The sequence below is a fragment of the Mesorhizobium sp. WSM4887 genome (assembly GCF_029625865.1).
Lineage (GTDB): Bacteria > Pseudomonadota > Alphaproteobacteria > Rhizobiales > Rhizobiaceae > Mesorhizobium.
Genome location: NZ_JARTVP010000002.1, coordinates 89,428 through 105,314 on the forward strand (window position 1 = coordinate 89,428; position 15,887 = coordinate 105,314).

General features: G+C 64.1%; 17 protein-coding genes. 16 read left to right on the forward strand and 1 reads right to left on the reverse strand.

Features of this window, described 5'->3' with window-relative positions:
- The first annotated feature begins 1 nt into the window (after window position 1).
- The 14 genes from P9230_RS08680 (at window position 2) to P9230_RS08745 (ending at window position 13,060) form a co-directional block, all read left to right on the forward strand.
- The gene (locus tag P9230_RS08680) at window positions 2-1,108 is read left to right on the forward strand and encodes a DUF1513 domain-containing protein (protein WP_278118474.1); all 1,107 of its coding nucleotides are present in this window, start codon (window positions 2-4) and stop codon (window positions 1,106-1,108) included.
- A gap of 132 nt (window positions 1,109-1,240) precedes the next feature.
- Window positions 1,241-1,972 (forward strand): tRNA (adenosine(37)-N6)-threonylcarbamoyltransferase complex dimerization subunit type 1 TsaB, encoded by a 732-nt coding sequence (tsaB, locus tag P9230_RS08685; protein WP_095799319.1) that lies wholly within the window; start codon window positions 1,241-1,243, stop codon window positions 1,970-1,972.
- The gene (rimI, locus tag P9230_RS08690; protein ID WP_095777510.1) at window positions 1,972-2,466 is read left to right on the forward strand and encodes a ribosomal protein S18-alanine N-acetyltransferase; all 495 of its coding nucleotides are present in this window, start codon (window positions 1,972-1,974) and stop codon (window positions 2,464-2,466) included. The genes tsaB and rimI overlap by 1 nt, the downstream gene beginning before the upstream one ends.
- A gap of 27 nt (window positions 2,467-2,493) precedes the next feature.
- Entirely contained in the window at window positions 2,494-3,306 is an 813-nt protein-coding gene (locus tag P9230_RS08695; protein ID WP_095799321.1) for a lysophospholipid acyltransferase family protein, read from the forward strand.
- 74 nt (window positions 3,307-3,380) lie between these two features.
- Window positions 3,381-4,790 (forward strand): tRNA (N6-isopentenyl adenosine(37)-C2)-methylthiotransferase MiaB, encoded by a 1,410-nt coding sequence (gene miaB / locus P9230_RS08700; RefSeq protein ID WP_278118478.1) that lies wholly within the window; start codon window positions 3,381-3,383, stop codon window positions 4,788-4,790.
- 137 nt (window positions 4,791-4,927) lie between these two features.
- The gene (locus P9230_RS08705) at window positions 4,928-5,920 is read left to right on the forward strand and encodes a PhoH family protein (RefSeq protein ID WP_245299624.1); all 993 of its coding nucleotides are present in this window, start codon (window positions 4,928-4,930) and stop codon (window positions 5,918-5,920) included.
- Between the two features lie 10 nt (window positions 5,921-5,930).
- Window positions 5,931-6,428: an rRNA maturation RNase YbeY gene (ybeY, locus tag P9230_RS08710; RefSeq protein ID WP_278118480.1), complete on the forward strand. Its 498-nt coding sequence runs from the start codon at window positions 5,931-5,933 to the stop codon at window positions 6,426-6,428.
- A 27-nt stretch (window positions 6,429-6,455) separates the two neighbouring features.
- The gene (locus P9230_RS08715; protein ID WP_067324766.1) at window positions 6,456-7,532 is read left to right on the forward strand and encodes a hemolysin family protein; all 1,077 of its coding nucleotides are present in this window, start codon (window positions 6,456-6,458) and stop codon (window positions 7,530-7,532) included.
- Between the two features lie 201 nt (window positions 7,533-7,733).
- Complete coding sequence (lnt, locus tag P9230_RS08720; protein ID WP_278118483.1) at window positions 7,734-9,323, forward strand: apolipoprotein N-acyltransferase; 1,590 nt, start codon at window positions 7,734-7,736, stop codon at window positions 9,321-9,323.
- Window positions 9,324-9,462: 139 nt separating this feature from the next.
- Window positions 9,463-9,885 (forward strand): helix-turn-helix transcriptional regulator, encoded by a 423-nt coding sequence (locus P9230_RS08725; RefSeq protein WP_095777507.1) that lies wholly within the window; start codon window positions 9,463-9,465, stop codon window positions 9,883-9,885.
- Between the two features lie 167 nt (window positions 9,886-10,052).
- Window positions 10,053-11,330 carry a methionine adenosyltransferase gene (metK, locus tag P9230_RS08730; protein ID WP_095799322.1) on the forward strand — a complete coding sequence of 426 codons (1,278 nt, stop codon included), beginning with the start codon at window positions 10,053-10,055 and terminating at the stop codon, window positions 11,328-11,330.
- A 20-nt stretch (window positions 11,331-11,350) separates the two neighbouring features.
- Window positions 11,351-12,052, forward strand: a complete 702-nt coding sequence (locus P9230_RS08735) for a tRNA (guanosine(46)-N(7))-methyltransferase TrmB (RefSeq protein ID WP_278118484.1) — start codon at window positions 11,351-11,353, stop codon at window positions 12,050-12,052.
- Window positions 12,053-12,247: 195 nt separating this feature from the next.
- The gene (locus P9230_RS08740) at window positions 12,248-12,547 is read left to right on the forward strand and encodes a DUF1778 domain-containing protein (RefSeq protein ID WP_067324525.1); all 300 of its coding nucleotides are present in this window, start codon (window positions 12,248-12,250) and stop codon (window positions 12,545-12,547) included.
- Window positions 12,548-12,550: 3 nt separating this feature from the next.
- The gene (locus P9230_RS08745; RefSeq protein WP_278118487.1) at window positions 12,551-13,060 is read left to right on the forward strand and encodes a GNAT family N-acetyltransferase; all 510 of its coding nucleotides are present in this window, start codon (window positions 12,551-12,553) and stop codon (window positions 13,058-13,060) included.
- 101 nt (window positions 13,061-13,161) lie between these two features.
- On the opposite strand, the gene P9230_RS08750 is transcribed toward P9230_RS08745, so the two are convergent.
- A complete protein-coding gene (locus P9230_RS08750) occupies window positions 13,162-13,374 on the reverse strand; it encodes a hypothetical protein (protein WP_141245549.1) in 213 nt (70 codons plus the stop codon).
- Between the two features lie 234 nt (window positions 13,375-13,608).
- On the opposite strand from P9230_RS08750, the gene rimP reads away from it, so the two are divergent.
- Complete coding sequence (gene rimP / locus P9230_RS08755) at window positions 13,609-14,244, forward strand: ribosome maturation factor RimP (protein ID WP_278118489.1); 636 nt, start codon at window positions 13,609-13,611, stop codon at window positions 14,242-14,244.
- 45 nt (window positions 14,245-14,289) lie between these two features.
- Window positions 14,290-15,882, forward strand: coding sequence for a transcription termination factor NusA (nusA, locus tag P9230_RS08760; RefSeq protein WP_066996346.1), 1,593 nt, complete (start codon window positions 14,290-14,292; stop codon window positions 15,880-15,882).
- Window positions 15,883-15,887: the final 5 nt, after the last annotated feature.

Here is a 15,887-nt window from a genome sequence, read left to right on the forward strand (position 1 = left end):
CGTGACGACGCCGCTCATCGATCGCCGCGACTTTCTGCGTGCCGCCGGCGCCGGCTTCGCCGCCGCGATGGCGCCGCGCGCCTGGGCGGAGACGTTTGCAACGGACGCCGTCTTCGCCACGGCCTTCGTCAGGCGCGACGGCAGCTTCGGCGCCGCCGTGCTCTCCGAGGCCGGCAAGATCCTGCACACGCTCGATCTGCCCGACCGTGGCCACGACGTCGCGTTCGATCCGGTGTCGAAACGCTCGGTCGTCTTCGCCCGCCAGCCCGGCACCTTCGCGATGGTCTTCGACCACACCGGCCGCGAGAAGCCTTTGATCATCGCCAGCATTGCCGGCCGGCACTTCTTCGGTCACGGCGTGTTCTCGCCCGACGGCGCGCTGCTCTATGCAACGGAAAATGATTTCGACAACGCCGCCGGCGTCGTCGGCGTCTATGACGCGCGGGCGAAGTTCAGCCGCGTCGGCGAGTTCCCGACCTACGGCATGGGTCCGCACGAACTGCTGCTGCTCGGCGACGGCAGGGCGCTCGCCATCGCCAATGGCGGCATCGAAACGCATCCGGATTTCGGCCGCGCCGAGCTCAACATCGCAACGATGAAGCCGTCCTACGCGCTGGTCGACCGCATCACTGGCGACCTGATCGAAAAGCACGAATTGCCGCCGGCGCTGCATCAGCTGTCGATCCGTCACATGGACCGCGACCGGACCGGCACCGTCTGGTTCGGCTGTCAGTATCGCGGGCCGGCGATCGACCGGCCGGCGCTGGTCGGCCGCGCCGCGCGCGGCAAGGAGCTCGAGCTTTTGGAAATGCCGCAGGACGTGCTGTCGGGCTTCCGCAACTATATCGGCTCGGTTGCCGCCAATCCCGATGCCGGCACCGTCGCCGTGACCTCGCCGGAGGGTAATTCGCTGGCCGTCATCGATGCCGCCAGCGGACGCGTTGTCGCGACGAAGTCGCTGGTCGAAGTTTGCGGTCTCGCGCCGGACGGCGCCGACTTCATGGCAACGACCGGCGCTGGCGAGATCGTCGGCGGTGCGGGCGGGACGCGCGCCGAACCCGATTATGTCTGGGACAACCACGTGCTGCGCATCGCGGCTGCGGGCTGATCGCTGTCAAGGCCAGCTTCCTGATGTCGTGCTAAAGCCAAGCCGCATAACATTTATGCGGCGTGGCCCTTGCGGCGGCGGGCCATGCCGGGCACAGGGAATGTGTTTCGATCCAGTTGGTTAACCGGCCCTATGAAGCTGCTCGCCATCGACTGCGCCGCCAATCTCTGCGCCGCCTGCGTACACGACGCTGACGCTGGCATCGAGCTCGGCCGCCAGGTGCTCGACCTCGGCAAAGGGCATGCCGAGCATCTGATGGCCGTCATCGAGGCGGCATTGAAGGCCAGCGGGATCGGCTATCAAGGCTTGGACGCTGTAGCCGTCTCGATCGGCCCCGGTTCCTTCACCGGCCTGCGCGTCGGCGTCTCGACCGCGCGTGGCTTGGCCCTGGCGCTGAAGATCCCGGCTATCGGCGTGACGACGCTGGAAGCGTTGGCGGCGGAAGCCGCGAATGCCTTTCCCGGCCGTGCCGTGCTGGCGGCGCTCGACGCCGGCCGCGAGGAACTCCATGCGGCACTTTTCGATGAAGCGTTAGTTCTGACTTACGGACCAACGGTGGCCACGCTTTCCCAAGCGACCGGAATGGCAGTCGATGCGAAAGCGGTCCTCACCGGCACCGCCGCGCCGCTGATTGCGGCAGCGGCCGGGCCGGACTTCGACACCGGGCCGGCCGTAGCCACAGCCGACATCGCGACCTATGCCCGACTGGCCGCCGCGAAAGGGCCAGGCGCAAAGCCGAAGCCGCTCTATCTGCGCGGCGCCGACGCCAAGCCGCAGGCCGGTTTCATTCTGCCAAGGCGGAACCATGAATCCGGGAAGCCGGGTTCTGGAGAAGATCATGCACCAAAGGGAAAAAAATCCTGATGCGCATCCCTTTCTTTCAGCCGCGCCGCAGGGATTATGCGCTGGAGCCGCTGACGGTGGCCGACAGCGCCGCCGTTGCGGTGCTGCATCGCGAGGATTTCGTTCGCCCCTGGACCGATGGCGAGTTCGCGGCACTGCTCGAACAGGACACCGTGTTCGGTTACGCCGCGCGCGAGACCGGGCAGGGTGCGAAGCCGCCGGTCGGTTTCGTGCTGGCGCGGCTCGCGGCAGGCGAGGGCGAGATCCTTACGGTCGCGGTGGCTCGCGCCCATCGGCGCCAGGGGCTTGGCTGGCAATTGATCGATGCGGTGCTGCGCGAATTGCATGCGCAGCGCGCCGAGGCGCTGTTCCTCGAGGTCGACGAGACCAATACGCCGGCCATCGCGCTCTATCGCCGGCTCGGCTTCCGTCAGGTCGGCCAGCGTCCGAACTACTACCGGTCGACCGAGCACGGCCCGACCGGCGCGCTTGTCATGCGCCGCGATCTTCGCTAGCCAGACTGTGGGATAGGGCCGGAGCGAATGGTCAAGAAATTGCGGATTTTCCTGGCGTTCGGCCTCGTCGCCGCCGGCACGCTGGTGCTGGCGCCGCTGCAGCTCCTGTCGATGAAGACGAGGCTTTGGCCGGAGACAGTCCTCCTCAAGATCTGGCACAGCATGATCCTCAAGGCGCTCGGCATGCGCGTGCACGTCAAAGGCGCGCTCTCGAAAGAGCGCCCCTTGCTCATCGCTGCCAACCACATCTCCTGGACCGACATCATGGTGCTCGGCTCCTTTGTCGATGTGAAGTTCATCGCCAGGGCCGACATGGAAGGCTGGCCGATGATCGGCATGCTGTCCAAGCTGCAGCGCACCGTCTTTATCGAGCGCGACCGCAAACGCACCTCCGGCGACCAGGCGAGCGAGATCGCCAGACGCATGGCCAAGGGCGATGCGATGGTTCTGTTCGCCGAGGGTTCGACCGGGGACGGCAATCTGGTGCTGCCGTTCAAGAGCACCTTGTTCGGTGCCGCCTCGATGGCGATTTCGGAAGGGGCGGCGGACCAAGTGTTTATCCAGCCGGTGGCGATCGCCTATACGCGCCTGCACGGCGTGCCGATGGGCCGCCGCCACCGGCCGATCGCCGCCTGGATCGGCGACCAGGATCTGATACCGCATTTGAAGGGTTTGCTTGCCGAGGGCTCGCTCGATGCCGAAGTGCATTTCGGTGATCCGGTGCCCTTCTCCAAGGGTTCTAACCGCAAGGAAACGGCAAGATTGATGGAAGCGAGAGTGCGCGAGATGATGCAGGCTGCGCTCGCCGAGCCGCGTCCCAGTCGTCAGCGCATAGCTTGAAAAATCGACGCGCGGCGCCGTAGCCTGCCGGAATCGGCTGTTTTTTGTCGCGGAAAGGCGTTAGAAGCCGCCCGATGGAATTGAACACGATTGAAAGCCACGACATCGGCACCGCGCCTGAGCGCGAGCCGGTGCATGCCGGGGCGGCGAAAAAGGTCTTCGTCAAGACTTATGGCTGCCAAATGAATGTCTACGATTCCCAGCGTATGACCGATGCGCTGGCGGCCGACGGCTATGTCGCCACCGACGCCGTCGAAGACGCCGATCTGGTGCTGCTCAACACCTGCCACATCCGCGAGAAGGCGGCCGAAAAGGTCTATTCGGAGCTTGGCCGCATCCGCGACATGAAGGCCGAGCGCGCCGAAGCCGGCCGTGAGCTGCTGATCGGCGTCGCCGGCTGCGTGGCGCAGGCCGAAGGGGCGGAAATCATACGCCGTGCGCCGGCCGTCGATCTCGTCATCGGCCCGCAGACCTATCACCGGCTGCCCGACGTGCTGGCGAGGGTGCGCGGCGGCGAGAAGATCGTCGAGACCGACTACGCCATTGAGGACAAATTCGAGCATCTGCCGCAGCCGAAGCGCGCCGAGCTGGCAAAGCGCGGCGTCACCGCTTTCCTTACCGTTCAGGAGGGCTGCGACAAGTTCTGCACCTTCTGCGTCGTGCCCTATACGCGCGGCTCCGAAGTCTCGCGGCCGGTGGCCCAGATCGTCGCCGAGGCCGAGCGCCTCGCCGAGGCTGGCGTGCGCGAGGTGACGCTGCTCGGTCAGAACGTCAACGCCTGGCACGGCGAGGGCGAAAACGGCGAGGAATGGGGCCTCGGCCGCCTGCTCTTCCGCCTGGCGAAAATTCCCGGCCTGGCGCGGCTGCGCTACACCACCAGCCATCCGCGCGACATGGATGATGAATTGATCGCCGCGCACCGTGACCTGCCGGCCTTGATGCCCTATCTGCATTTACCAGTGCAGTCTGGCTCCGACCGGATACTGAAGGCGATGAACCGCAGGCATACGGCACGCGATTATCTGGCCCTCATCGATCGCATCCGCGCCGCCCGCGGCGATATCGCCATGTCCGGCGACTTCATCGTCGGCTTCCCCGGCGAGACGGAAGCGGATTTCGAGGCAACGCTCGAACTGGTGCGCGAGGTGAATTACGTTTCGGCCTTCACGTTCAAATATTCGCCGCGTCCCGGCACGCCGGGCGCCGAGATGGACGGCCATGTGTCGGAAGCCGTGAAGGACGAGCGGCTGCAGCGCCTGCAGGCGCTGGTCAACGAGCAGCAGAAGGCATTCATCGCCAGCCTGGTCGGCAGCACCGTCAGCACGCTGATCGAGAAGCCCGGCCGCCATGCCGGTCAGATCGTCGGCCGCTCGCCCTGGCTGCAGCCTGTTATTGTTGACGACAAGGCCGGCGGAATCGGTGACATTATCGACGTACGAATCACGAAGACAGGTCCCAACAGCCTGTTCGCCGAGTTGGCCTGATGCATGTCGCCCAAAAAGTGCTCGCGGTTTCGGGACAACGACATGCATAGCCACAAGCCTCGGCAGATGAGGAGAGACGGTTGAGCGCTGCTGAACTGAAGAATCCGCCCCAGAACCAGGCATCCGGGGCCTCCGACATGGCGCACATCGTACTGACCTTCGACAACAACAAGCTTGCCAGCGCCCTATACGGCCAGTTCGACGAGAATCTGGCCCGTCTCGAGCAGAAGCTCGGCGTCGATATCCGTTCGCGCGGTAACCAGCTTGCGATCAAGGGCACAGCTTCGGCCGCCGAGCAGGCGCGCCGCGCGCTCGACACGCTCTACGGCATTCTGCAGAAGGGCGTCGATATCGGCCAGTCCGACGTCGACGGCGCCGTGCGCATGGCGATCGCCGCCGACGACCAGCTGACGCTGCCCACCATGGAGCGCAAGGGCAAGGTTTCGGCCGCCCAGATCGCCACGCGCAAGCGCACGATCTATGCCCGCTCGCTCAACCAGGACGCCTATATGCGCGCGCTGGAGCGCTCCGAAATGGTCTTCGGCATCGGCCCGGCCGGCACCGGCAAGACCTATCTGGCGGTGGCGCATGCGGCGATGCTGCTCGAGCGCGGCATGGTCGAGCGCATCGTGCTGTCGCGCCCGGCGGTCGAAGCCGGCGAGCGGCTCGGCTTCCTGCCCGGCGACATGAAGGAGAAGGTCGACCCCTATCTGCGGCCCCTCTACGACGCGCTATACGACATGATGCCGGCCGACAAGGTCGAGCGGGCGATCGCCGCCGAGGTCATCGAGATCGCGCCTTTAGCCTTCATGCGCGGCCGCACGCTGGCGCATGCCGCGGTGATCCTCGACGAGGCGCAGAACACCACGCCGATGCAGATGAAGATGTTCCTCACCCGTCTCGGCGAGAACTCGCGCATGATCGTCACCGGCGATCCGACCCAGATCGACCTGCCGCCCAACACCAAGTCGGGCCTGGTCGAGGCGCTGCGCATCCTCGACGGCGTGCCGGGCATAGTCACGGTCCGCTTCAACGAGGGCGATGTCGTGCGCCATCCGCTGGTTGCCGAGATCGTCAAGGCCTATGACCGGGACGGCAAGTTCGCCAGGGGCCTCGGCGCCGAGAGCTGATCCAAGCCCCATGGCTGAAAATCCGGGATCCAGCGGCAAGACGCCGGTCGACATCGATATTTTCGTCGAGGCCGGCGACTGGCCCCCTGAGGCCGAGCTGGCGCACCTGGTCGATCAGGCCGTCGCTGCCGCCTTTGCCGAAACCGGCGCGAGCGGCGCTTCGGAGCTCAGCGTCGTTTTTTCCGACGACGCCCATATCCGCACTCTCAACGCCGAATGGCGCGGCAAGGAGAAGCCGACCAACGTACTGTCTTTCCCGGCTTTTTCCGTTCCGAAAGGCGCCGAGTTGCCGCCGATGTTGGGCGACATCGTGCTTGCTTCCGAGACCGTTGGGCGTGAGGCCGCACTGGAAGACAAGCCGCTAGCGAACCATATCACCCATCTCGTCATCCATGGCCTGCTGCATCTTCTGGGCCATGATCACGAGACCGACGCCGAGGCCGAGGAGATGGAAGCGATCGAGCGCGCGGCGCTTGCGAGGCTTGCCATTCCCGATCCCTACGCGTAACAAAAAAGACCAATTGACCTGATGGCGATGAACGATAAACCAGAAACTGCCGCCCGTCCGGACGCCGGCAGTGCGGCCAAGCCTTCCGAAAAATCGGAAGAGGGCTCCAGTCCGAGTATTCCGACCGGCAGCGTGGCCGCCGAGCCTCCGCATGCCGGTCCTTCTCTCTTCGATCGCGTGCTAGGCCTGTTCAGGCACCGCAACGGCACCAACCTGCGCGAGGAGATCGCCGACGCGCTGGCCGAGACGGCCACCGATGCCGAATCCTTCTCGCCCGGCGAACGTGCGATGCTCAACAACATCCTGCGGCTGCGCGAAGTGCGCGTCGAGGACGTCATGGTGCCGCGTGCCGATATCGAGGCGGTCGAGATCACCACCTCGCTTGGCGATCTGCTTGGCCTCTTCGAACAGTCCGGTCATTCCCGCATGCCGGTCTATTCCGAAACGCTCGACGATCCGCGCGGCATGGTCCACATACGCGACGTTCTTGCCCACATTACCAAGGTCGCCCGCGTCAAGAAGGGCCGGGCGAACAGGAAGACCCAGGCGCCGACCATCCTCGATCTGGCCCAGGTCGATCTCGCCCGCACCATCGGCGATCTCGACCTGATCCGTCCGGTGCTGTTCGTGCCGCCATCGATGCTTGCTTCCGACCTGATGGGACGCATGCAGACGACGCGGACCCAGATGGCGCTGGTCATCGACGAATATGGCGGCACCGACGGCCTCGCCTCGCTCGAAGACATCGTCGAGATGGTGGTCGGCGACATCGAGGACGAGCACGACGACGACGAGCCGATGATCACCCGGATCGGAGAGGGCGTGTTCGTGGTCGACGGCAAGGCCGAGATCGACGAAGTCGCCAAGATGATCGGCGAGGATTTCGCCGCCGGCGAGCACGGCGAATATGTCGACACCATCGGCGGCATGATCTTCAACACGCTCGGCCGGGTTCCGGCCCGTGGCGAAGTGGTGCAGGCCATACCGGGCTTCGAATTCCACGTGCTCGACGCCGATCCGCGCCGCGTCAAGCGGGTGCGCATCGTGCAGAGCCCGAAGGGCGAACGGCAGCGCCGCCGCGCGGCGCGCACCGAGCAGGCCTGATATTCGCCTCATGCCGATCGATGACCACACAGACCGTGCGCATTGTGCCCAAAGAGGAGGCCGAGCGACTGAGCGGCCTCAGCATTGAAGGGTGGCACCGTTAGCGCGACCGTGAATTTGGTTGCGCTTACTCGTGTTTGGAGCATCCGGCTCGGCCTGTTAAATCTCTGGCTGCCTGATTCGCGCGACTTGGAAAGTTGAATGCAGCGCTTTGCCGGCCGGATAATTCTGCTGTGGGGGTGGCGGCGGTCGCTGGTAGCGTTTGTCGCGGGAGCGCTCGCGGTTCTCGCCCAGGCGCCTTACGATTTCTTCGCCGTCTGTTTCGTCTCGTTTCCGGTGCTTGTCTGGCTGCTCGACGGCGCCACCGGTGAAGCCTCCGACGGCTGGCTGCGTCGCCTTCGCCCGGCTTTCGCCATCGGATGGTGGTTCGGCTTCGGCTATTTCCTCGCCGGCCTCTGGTGGATCGGCCAGGCCCTTCTTGTCGAGGCCGACAGCTTCGCCTGGGCGCTGCCCTTCGCCGTCGTCGGCATCCCCTTTGGGCTCGCCTTCTTCTATGGTTTCGCGACGCTCGTGGCGCGGCTTTGCTGGAGCAGTGATATCGGCCGCATCGCCGCACTTGCCTTCGGCTTCGGCCTTGCGGAATGGCTGCGCGATTTCCTGTTCACCGGCTTTCCCTGGAATGCCGTCGGCTATGCCGCAATGCCGGTGCCCCTCCTGATGCAAAGCGTGTCGGTGACGGGCATGATCGGCATGAACGCGCTCGCCGTTTTTGTCTTTTCCCTGCCGGCGCTTGTCGCGGCGCGCCGGCATCTCAGGCTGGGCTTGGCCTTGTTCGTCGCTCTCGTTGCCGCTCACGTCGGCTTCGGCTATTTCAGGCTTGCCGTCCCAGCCCCGCCGGCCACCCGCTCGATCGACGTGCGCATCGTTCAGCCCGCCGTCGACCTCACCGAGAAATGGGATGCCTCGGTGCGCGACCGCATCTTCGCCACGCTGATGGGGATTTCGGCGAAGGCACCGGAGCAAGGCCATGCCAAGCCGCAACTGATCCTGTGGCCGGAAACGTCCGTGCCGTTCCTGTTCACGGAGCGTCCGGACGCGCTGACGGCCTTGGGCGATATGCTGGGCGACGGCCAGATGCTGATCGCCGGCGTGGTGCGCGAGGAGGGTGGCGCAGGCAATGCCGGCAGCCGTTATTACAACTCAGTGGTGGCGATCAACGACAAGGGCGAGATCGTCGATGCTGTCGACAAGGTGCATCTGGTGCCGTTCGGCGAATATCTGCCTTTTGCCGGCCTGTTCGAGCGTTTCGGCATAGGCCAGCTCGTTGCCGGACCGATGAATTTCGCCGCCGGCAACGAACGCCATCCGATCGCGGTGCCGAACGGCCTGCGCGCGGTTCCGTTCATCTGTTACGAGGTCATCTTTCCTGACCTCGTTGCAATCGAAGCAGCGTCATCCGAGCTTATTGTGAACGTCACCAACGACGCCTGGTTTGGCGACACGCCAGGCCCCTACCAGCACTTCAGGCAGGCGCAGATTCGTGCGGTGGAGAATGGAGTGCCTTTGTTGCGTGCGGCCAACAACGGCATCTCCGCCGTTGTCGATTCGCGTGGGCGCATCGTCGATGCCCTGGCGGTCGATGCGCGCGGCGCCATCGACGCCCATGTGCCGGTTTCCGGGCGCGCCCTGCTAACCGCCGATCAGCGGCGAATTAACGGATTGCTGATCATGTTGCTGTTTGCCCTCGCGGCCCTCACATTGAATGTAAGGCAGCGGCTACGGGTGAATTGACAGTCGGCACATTAGAAACTCATACTGTAACGCCTAAAATTTTCTCGAAGTCGGTTGGAGGGGTCTGTTGGGGCAGGTGGCTCCGGTTTCGTTTGGGCGGCAAAAATAGAAAAAGCCGGAAAAATTCGGCGAGGAAAAAATGACAGAAGAGAACAAGAAGAAGCCGAATCCGATCGACATTCATGTCGGCAGTCGTATTCGGCTGCGTCGCAATATGCTTGGAATGAGCCAGGAAAAGCTGGGTGAAAATCTCGGCATCACGTTTCAGCAGATACAGAAGTACGAAAAGGGGACCAACAGGGTCGGCGCCAGCCGCCTGCAGGCAATCGCCTCCATCCTGAGCGTCCCTGTCGCCTTCTTCTTCGAGGACGCCCCCGGTCAGGAGGCGGTCACCGGCAATCGGGGATTTGCCGAGGATGCCTCGATGACTTTCGCGATCGAATTCTGCGGCAGCCCGGAAGGGCTTCAGCTCAATCGTGCCTTCGTCAAGATTCCCGACGTCAAGGTGCGGCGCCGGATTATCGATCTTGTGAAGTCCCTTTCGCCGGACGACGCCGAGTGAATCCAGGCTCATGTCGCCGGCGGTGCCCTGCCGCCGGTGGCACAAGTTGATTGTGCCGATAGTCATGCCAGATCTGTCGCGCCGCTTGACGAGCGGCGCCCGGCACCGCTAACACGTGGCGCGCCAAAATCGGCAGCCTTGCCGATCCTTTTCAAGAGGGGACACCCGTGACGCGGCAGAACTATCTCTTCACCTCGGAATCCGTCTCCGAAGGCCATCCCGACAAAGTCTGTGACCGTATCTCCGACGAGATCGTCGATCTCGTCTATCGCGAGGCCAGGAAGACGGGCATGGACCCGTGGAAGGTGCGCGTTGCCTGCGAGACGCTGGCCACCACCAACCGCGTCGTCATCGCCGGCGAGGTCAGGGTTCCCGAGACGCTGCTGAAGAAGGACAAGGCAGGCAACATCCTCAAGGATGCGGCGGGCCACCCGGTCGTCAATCCGACCAAGTTCAAATCGGTCGCCCGCAGGGCCATCCGTGAGATCGGCTACGAGCAAGCCGGCTTCCATTGGAGGACGGCCAAGATCGAGGTGCTGCTGCACGGCCAGTCGCCGGACATTGGCCAGGGCGTCGACAATGCCGCCGACCGCCAGGGCGAGGAAGGCGCGGGCGACCAGGGCATCATGTTCGGCTATGCCTGCCGCGAGACGCCGGACCTGATGCCGGCACCAATCTACTACAGCCACAAGATCCTCGAATTGCTTGCCGCCGCGCGCCACGAAGGCAACGGCGAGGCCGCCAAGCTCGGCCCGGACGCCAAGAGCCAGGTCACCGTGCGCTATGCCAACGGCAAGGCGGCGGAAGTGACGCAGATCGTGCTTTCCACCCAGCACCTCGACTCGAGCTGGGATTCCAAGAAGGTCCGCAATGTCGTCGAGCCATACGTCCGCGAGGCGCTTGGCGAACTCAAGGTTGCCGACGACTGCAACTGGTACATCAACCCGACCGGCAAGTTCGTGATCGGCGGGCCAGACGGCGATGCCGGCCTGACCGGCCGCAAGATCATCGTCGATACCTATGGCGGTGCTGCGCCCCATGGCGGCGGCGCCTTCTCCGGCAAGGACACCACCAAGGTCGACCGTTCGGCTGCTTATGCGGCGCGCTATCTCGCCAAGAACGTGGTAGCGGCCAAGCTCGCCGACCGCTGCACCATCCAGCTTTCCTACGCCATCGGCGTCGCCCAGCCGCTGTCGGTGTATGTTGACCTGCACGGCACCGGCAGGGTCGACGAGGCCAGGCTCGAGGAGGCGCTGCGCAAGGTGATGGACCTCTCGCCTTCCGGCATCCGCCGTCATCTCGACCTCAACAAGCCGATCTACGCGAAAACCTCGTCCTATGGCCATTTCGGCCGCAAGGCCGGCCGGGACGGTTCCTTCTCCTGGGAGAAGACGGACCTTGCCAAGGCGCTCAAGGACGCGGTTGCCGATGCGATTGCCGCCTGACGGCTTCGCCAGACCTGTTCATGGAGCCAACCGACAGGCCAAGCCGCGCGACCGAAGCATTTTTCGGCCGCCGGCACGGCAAGACCATTCGTCCGCAGCAGGCCAAGGCGCTTGAACGTGGCTTGCGCGCCTATCGCCTCGACCTGACGGCGGAGGCACCCGCGGACCTTGGAACGCTGTTCAAGGCGGACGTTTCAGCCTGTCGGCTCGAGATCGGCTTCGGCGGCGGCGAACATCTTCTGCATCGCGCGACGGAGGCTCCGGCGACCGGTTTCATCGGCGTCGAGCCCTTCGTCAACGGCATGGCCAAGATGATGACGGCGCTCGACAAGCGCCCGCTCGCCAATCTGAAAGTCTATGACGACGACGCCACGCGTCTGCTCGACTGGCTGCCGCCAGCCTCGCTCGACGGCATCGACCTGCTCTATCCCGATCCGTGGCCGAAGAAGAAGCACTGGAAGCGGCGCTTTGTCAGCCCCGCCAATCTCGACCGGTTCGCCCGGGTGCTGAAGCCGGGCGGGAGATTCCGCTTCGCCTCCGATATCGACAGCTATGTGAACTGGACGCTGCTCGCCTGCCGCGCAATTGGCGGTTTCGCCTGGCAGGCAAACGAGGCTGCCGACTGGCACACGCCCTATGAGGGCTGGCCCGGCACCCGCTACGAGGCGAAGGCCCTTCGCGCGGGAAGGCGGCCCGCCTATCTGACCTTTATCCGGAAGTAGGCCGACCGAGCACTAACTTCCCAGGAACCGGTAACCAGCCGCTCAGCAGCGGGCGATCGCTTGCAAAGTGGTCTTCCCGGTCGCAGAGAACCCGGCTTGCGGCCGGCCTGGGATGATTCATGTATTGCAGTTCGAGCTACATGCTGCCATATTATTCGCGCTACATGCTGCCATATTAACGGCAGGGAGATAATTATGGCCGCCACCGTGGAACGTAAGGAATACCCGATCTCGATGCGCCTGCCGGAGGCGGACGTGGCGATCATTGATCGTGCCGCCGCTCTCCGCGGCCGGTCCCGCACGGATTTCGTGCGCGATGCTGCCGTGCGCGCGGCCGAAGATGTGTTGATGGACAGCCGCCTTATCCGCATGAGCCCGGAAGGCTTCGCGGAGTTTATCGAGGTTCTGTCAGCCCCGGTCGCTCCGGTTCCCGACATGGTGGAATTGGCAAAGCGGCCCGCGCCCTGGGAAGCCGGTTACGCAGCAAAGCGCTAGGCCGTGGCCTTATCGGCTCCCGAACCGCTTGGCGCAGCTCACGACGTTTCCGGGTTTTCCTGCGGGAAACCTACACTTGATCACTGGCTGAAAACGCGCGCGCTCTCCAATCAGGAGAAAGGCTTCACGGCCGTTCTCGTTGTCCACGAGGCCGGCCGAGTGGTCGCATATTATAGCTTGGCGCCGACGGCTGTGGTGCCGTCGATCTTGCCCCGGTCGATTCGCACAGGGCAACCGCCCGATCCGGTGCCCTGTCTTCTCCTTGGCCAGCTTGCGACCGATACAGAATGGGCTGGGCGCGGTGTCGGCACTGGCTTGCTGAAGCACGCGCTCCAGCGCTGCGTTCAGGCTGCAGATCTGATTGGAGGACGTGCGCTCATGGTCAATGCAATCGACGGGGAGGCGGCGCAATTCTGGCAAAGACGGGGATTTCTGCCGACGAAGGACGATCCGCTTGTCTTGTTCCGTTCGATTGCTGCAATCGCTGCGTCGCTCGTAGAAGCCCAGAAGTAGGGGCGAGGGCTGCCTCTCGAAGAAGCCGCGACCGCCAACGAATTCTGCGCCTCGAGGCTTAAGCTCGAACTCAGCTATTGTCCGTTTCTTCCGTGGGCGGCCTAAAAGCGGCCGAGCTTGTCGAAAGCGGCCGGGTCGATGCCGAGTTTCTTCAGGTCGCTGCGGCGCGGCTTGCGGTTCGCCTCGACGGCCCGCGATGCGGCAGCCGCGCTGCCGAACGTGCCAAGAAAATCGCCAATCACAAAAAACAATCCACGGTCCATGACAAATACCTTCGCGCGCCAGTGCGCGCGACCTTTCTTTCTGCACTGCAACATAGATGGGTGCCGGCAGGCGAAGATTACAGAGGCGCCGGCGCATAGCCGCCACGCTCGGCACGCAACGCTGCTACCCCCGGGGCTTGTCCGATGCATGGTCAGGCTTGAAACGCCGGGCGGGATCGTTTATATCAGCCTCAAATTCTTGGTCGGTATGACGAAGAGTGGGTCCACCCGGTCCCGCTCTTTTTTGTTACCTGCCGGCCGGAGCGACAAGGCGACAGGAAACTTATGACCGCAGCGGCAAGCGAGGCCGACGACCGTATCATCCGCGAAAGCGGTATCGATGCGCGCATTGCGCTGATCATACAGCCGGTGCTGAAGGCCATCGGCTTCCGCCTCGTGCGGGTTCAACTGACCGGCCAGAACGGGCTGACGCTGCAAATCATGGCCGAGCGCGACGACGGCACCATGACCGTCGAGGATTGCGAAGAGGTCAGCCGCGCGGTTTCGCCCGCGCTCGATGTCGAAGATCCGATCGAAAAGGCGTATCATCTCGAAGTCTCGTCGCCGGGCATCGACCGGCCGCTGGTGCGCAAATCGGATTTCACCACCTGGACCGGCCATCTGGTCAAGATGGAGACGTCGGTCCTCATTGGCGACCGCAAGCGCTTCAAAGGCAAGATCGCCGAGGCGGACTCCGACGGCATCTTGCTGGAGCGCGACAAGGCGGCCTATGGCGAAAAGCCGACGGTGCGCGTGCCCTATGACGCGATTGCCGAGGCGCGTCTGGTGCTGACCGACGATCTTATTCGCGAGGCCCTGTCGAAGGACAACAGGGCCCGCAAGGAAGCAAAAAAACGCCGAGGCGAAGCGGAAGAAGATGCAGTCGCCGGCGAAGAAAGCGAAACCGAACAGGAAAGTTGATCGAGCTTCAGGGCCGATGCCCGGAGCGAAGTCGGGAGAAAGACAATGGTTGTAAGCGCCAACAGGCTCGAACTGCTGCAGATCGCCGATGCGGTCGCGCGTGAAAAGTCGATCGATAAGCAGATCGTCATCGCCGCGATGGCCGATGCGATCCAGAAAGCGGCGCGTTCGCGTTATGGGCAGGAAACCAATATCCGTGCCGACATCAATCCCAATACGGGCGAGATGAAGCTGCAGCGGCTGATGGAAGTGGTCGAGAAGGTCGAGGATTACGCGACGCAGATCGCCCTTTCCACGGCGCGCGAGCGCAATCCCGACGCCCAGCTCGGCGACTTCATCGCCGAACAGCTGCCGCCGATGGATTTCGGCCGCATCGCCGCGCAGTCGGCCAAGCAGGTCATCGTCCAGAAGGTGCGCGAGGCCGAGCGCGATCGTCAGTATGACGAGTACAAGGACCGTATTGGCGAGATCGTCAACGGCACCGTCAAACGCGTCGAATATGGCAACGTCATCGTCGACCTCGGCCGCGGCGAGGCGATCATCCGGCGCGACGAGCTGATCCCGCGCGAGAACTACAAATATGGCGACCGCGTCCGCGCCTATGTCTACGACGTGCGCCGCGAGCAGCGCGGCCCGCAGATCTTCCTGTCGCGCACGCATCCGCAGTTCATGGCCAAGCTCTTCACCATGGAAGTGCCGGAAATCTACGACGGCATCATCGAGATCAAGTCGGTCGCCCGCGATCCGGGCTCGCGCGCCAAGATCGCCGTCATCTCGCGGGATTCCTCCATCGATCCGGTCGGCGCCTGCGTCGGCATGCGCGGCAGCCGCGTCCAGGCGGTGGTCGGCGAATTGCAGGGCGAGAAGATCGATATCATTCCGTGGTCGCCTTCGGCCGCTTCCTTCATCGTCAATGCGCTGCAGCCGGCGGAAGTCGCCAAGGTGGTGCTCGACGAGGATGCGGAGCGCATCGAGGTGGTCGTGCCGGACGACCAGCTGTCGCTGGCCATCGGCCGCCGCGGCCAGAACGTGCGTCTTGCCTCGCAGCTCACCGGCTGGGACATCGACATCCTGACCGAGCAGGAAGAGAGCGAGCGCCGCCAGAAGGAATTCGTCGAGCGTTCGGCCCTCTTCATGGAAGCCCTCGATGTCGACGAGATGGTCGGCCAGGTGCTTGCCTCGGAAGGCTTCACCAGCGTCGAGGAAGTCGCCTATGTCGATTCTGGCGAAATCTCCTCGATCGACGGCTTCGACGAGGACACCGCTTCGGAAATCCAGTCGCGCGCCCGCGAATATCTGGAGAAGATCGAGGCCGAGCACGACGAGAAGCGCAAGGCGCTCGGCGTCGAGGACGAGCTGCGCGAGATCCCCGGCATCACCACGGCCATGATGGTGACCCTCGGCGAGGACGGCGTGAAGACGATCGAGGACTTCGCCGGCTATGCCGCCGACGACCTGATCGGCTGGAAGGAACGCAAGGACGGCGAGACCAAGGTCTATCCCGGTGTGCTCGCCGATCACGGCGTCTCGCGCGCCGATGCCGAGCAGATGGTGCTGACCGCTCGCAAGAAGGCCGGCTGGATTTCCGAGGAAGAACTGGCCGCTGAGGAAGCGGCCGGTGAAACCGTCGGTGCGTGAGGTGA